Source organism: Nocardia sp. NPDC003345 (assembly GCF_053589395.1).
Genome location: NZ_JBSFRU010000494.1, coordinates 1 through 3,071, shown reverse-complemented (window position 1 = coordinate 3,071; position 3,071 = coordinate 1). Strand labels below are relative to the sequence as shown.

Sequence of the window (3,071 nt, the reverse complement as noted above, 5' to 3'; positions counted from 1 at the left end):
TCAGCGCGGTCATCAGCAGGCCACCGAGCTGGATGATCGCCAGATACACGATCACGACCAGCGCGAACATCGGATACGACAGGCGGCGGCGCCCGGCGTGCGGGGCCGATGGCGCGGTCTCGGGCGTGCTCATGCAGGTGAGGCTATCCGCCGGGTCAGCGGAACGCGTGATACCGGCCGTGCCGGATCGAATCGGGTTCGTCGACTGCGACACGCGGCGATTATCAAATCCGCAAGTGTGATCCATTTCGGTTACCGGATACGGAATCCGCGGTCACCCTGCCGACGGCACGGGACCCGGGGAACTGTTCGAGTCCACCGGGTCCCGTGGGAGAGCGTGGGGGCAGGACCCCCGGTCGCGCGGTAAGGCTACATCTGGCGCATCTGCTGACGCACCTGGTGCAGCTGCAGTTCCCACTGCATGGCGCGGTCCTGGGCGCGGCTGGACTGCTCCTCGGCCTGCTGGGCGAGGTAGGCGGCCTGGTCGGCCTGGTCCTGGGCCGACTGACAGCGCTGGTTGGCCTGGTTGGCCTCGCCCTGGGCCTGCTGGGCCTGGCTCTGGGCCCGGTCGGCTTCGGACTGGGCCTGCTGGGCCTGGTTCTGCGCCTGGGTCGCCTGCTGGCGGGCCTGCTGGGCCTGCTGGTTGGCCTGGTTGGCCTGGTTCTGCGCGACCTGGGACTGGTGCTGGACCTGACGGGCCTGCTGTTGCACCTGGCGGGCGAGGTTCTGCGCCTGCTGGGCGAATTGCCGCGCGCTCTGCGCTTCCTGGCGGATCTCGTCCAGGCCCCGGCGCAACATCTCGAGGCTCTGGGCGTCCTGCATGGTGCTGTTGCCGTTGCCGTTACTCGTACGGGTCGCGGCAGTAGCGGTGTCTTGCGCCATCTGAGCATCCTTCCAAAGTTGGTTTGAAACGGACTGACTCGTGGAGCGCTCACATCCTCGCACAGTCCCGAGCTCCGCGACCCTTCCCGATCGCGCGAATAATCGCAGCTCAAAGGGCCACTCGCGGTTATCGGTCGTGGGCCGGGGGTGAGGGCGGCGGATGGGTGCAGCCGCGATACCGGAGTTGCCGGATCGAGACCGCACCGTCATCGACGCCCGTTCCCGTCGCCGCCCGGTACCAGTGGTGACGTGCATGTATTCGGTTCCTGCGGTATTCGGTGGTTCCTGTGATGACCAGAGCGCGTCACCAGGCACTACAGATTGGCCGGTAGCGTAGCCGCATTTCGAATTCCAGACGCGGATCTTCGGGCGAGATGGTTCCTGTAGTGCCGGTGCGACGGAACCGTGGCGGCGGCAGATGCGTTCGGCGATTCCGTTACCGTCGGAGACAACCTTCAGGTGGATAGCGGGATAGCCGCTGTCGGGGTCCATCGACGGCGGCGCGGACGAGAAGCTCGGCCACCGGCGTGCTCGCCTGTCCAGGGTCCGCCCGCATTGAGATCAGTTGCTCGGCGCAATCTCGGCCATTGCGCCGATATCGTGGTCGCCGCGGTGTCGAGAACTGTGCGCGGGCGGCGAGCATGCCGCCCCGGTTCCTGGTCGGTGAGGGGCGGGTGTCGATCGGGTCGACAGTGCTGTTCGGAAGCTAATCGATGGCGCCGGGAAATTGCTTCCGGAAACGTTCGACGGCTTCTTCGTCGAGTTCATCGGACGAGCTGGCCCAGGGGATGGAAGCGGGATCACCAAAATTCGGGCGCCCGCCATATTGATAGAATTCTGTCAACGCGACATCGATCATATTCTCGATGAACCTGTCCGGCTCCGATTTCGCCAACGGGTCGAAAACACAACTGATCTCCAGAACTTTTCGACGCTCCGGCAGGTCGTCCGTAGTGAGGTCCTCGTTGTATTCCAACCACTGCGACACCAGCTTGAAAGAATCGAACCAATCTTCCTTCACAGAGAAGTGCGCCGGCTCGTGACCGATCTCGAGTGCCATATGTTTAGCATAAATAGCTACGAGCTGAACAGCATCGTCTATTGTGCCATAGATATGGATACTCCCCCGAAGCATGGTCATGAGTTGATATATACACCAGCCCGGCTCGGTCTGCAACTCGCGACTCATCCCCTTGTGGGTAGGGAGCGATTCCGGCCGCCCCGCCGCCCGTGAGCCGCTCGAAAGTTGTTTTGTACGAACGGAAATACCATGATACGGCCGAAGCCTTCGATTCCAACTGGGGGTTCAAATGGTTCTCGTAATCAAACGAGTTCTGGCTGGTTCAATGCTGGCCGGACTGATGATTATTCCGGCGGTTCCGGCATATGCCGTTACAGCAAACTTCACTATGGTAGAAAACTCGGCTGCTGAATTTGAATTTGCGAAGCCGAAGAAGACTGTAACCGTGAAGTGTTACCTGATGAATTTGAAGAATGAAGCGACGGGCGATGTCGTGTACGGCACCGGAAAGAATAAGGCAGCAGCCCAGGCCGACGCGAATACCAAGGTGCCTCCGGGACACAAATTGAAGCACTGCGACGTGGTTCGCTGATCCGCATCCGCCGCGTGACCGAGCCGGGGCTCCGAATCCAGCTCGGTCGTCGTGCTTGCCGGTTGAGAAGGCGGATAGCGTGGCACGGTGAAAGAGGATATGCGCCGCCGCTCGATATTTGGCCGGTGAGCGTCATATTTTATCCGTGCAATATTTGACTTTCTGCTGAGCATTAGCGTCCGCTTTGGTGTGTTCCAGATGGCGATAACTACTCGTCGAAATTCGTAGATTCGTGTGGGGTGCGGCCGCGGCCGAAGTAGGTTTCGTGTTCTTCGGTGATCCTGTTCTCGGCGCTGCTACTTTCGAATAGCAGCCTGCCGAGTTCGACTCGCTCGGGCGTGCAGGGCGCGGTGACCGGCGGCGATTGGCCCGGGCTGCGCATCCGGTCGCACTAGCATGGTCAGAGGCCGAGTTTGGTGACGGCGTTGTCGGCGAGGGGGTCGGCGGTGCGGATGTAGCGGTGGACGGTACGGGGGTTGCTCCACCGTCCCTGGCGCATGATCTCGCGGTCCGCCGCGCCGCCGAGCGCGGCCTGGGTGGCGAATCCGGCGCGTAGGGAGTGGCCGGAGAACAGGG

At 62.2% G+C, this 3,071-nt stretch carries 3 protein-coding genes; 1 reads left to right on the top strand and 2 read right to left on the bottom strand.

The genetic code is table 11. The features are described from left to right. Window positions 1-369: 369 nt before the first annotated feature. Complete coding sequence (locus ACWDU1_RS31155) at window positions 370-882, bottom strand: hypothetical protein (RefSeq protein WP_450003974.1); 513 nt, start codon at window positions 880-882, stop codon at window positions 370-372. A gap of 706 nt (window positions 883-1,588) precedes the next feature. Next, on the bottom strand, window positions 1,589-1,942 hold the full coding sequence (locus tag ACWDU1_RS31150) for a hypothetical protein (RefSeq protein WP_450003972.1): 354 nt from the start codon (window positions 1,940-1,942) through the stop codon (window positions 1,589-1,591). A 286-nt stretch (window positions 1,943-2,228) separates the two neighbouring features. Between ACWDU1_RS31150 and ACWDU1_RS31145 the strand changes: the two genes are divergently transcribed. Further along, on the top strand, window positions 2,229-2,495 hold the full coding sequence (locus ACWDU1_RS31145; protein WP_450003971.1) for a hypothetical protein: 267 nt from the start codon (window positions 2,229-2,231) through the stop codon (window positions 2,493-2,495). Window positions 2,496-3,071: the final 576 nt, after the last annotated feature.

Bases quoted from the DNA above. Each gene is read 5' to 3' on its own strand.
- ACWDU1_RS31155 (WP_450003974.1), bottom strand. From the start codon at position 882: ATGGCGCAAGACACCGCTACTGCCGCGACCCGTACGAGTAACGGCAAC.
- ACWDU1_RS31150 (WP_450003972.1), bottom strand. From the start codon at position 1,942: ATGGCACTCGAGATCGGTCACGAGCCGGCGCACTTCTCTGTGAAGGAA.
- ACWDU1_RS31145 (WP_450003971.1), top strand. From the start codon at position 2,229: ATGCTGGCCGGACTGATGATTATTCCGGCGGTTCCGGCATATGCCGTT.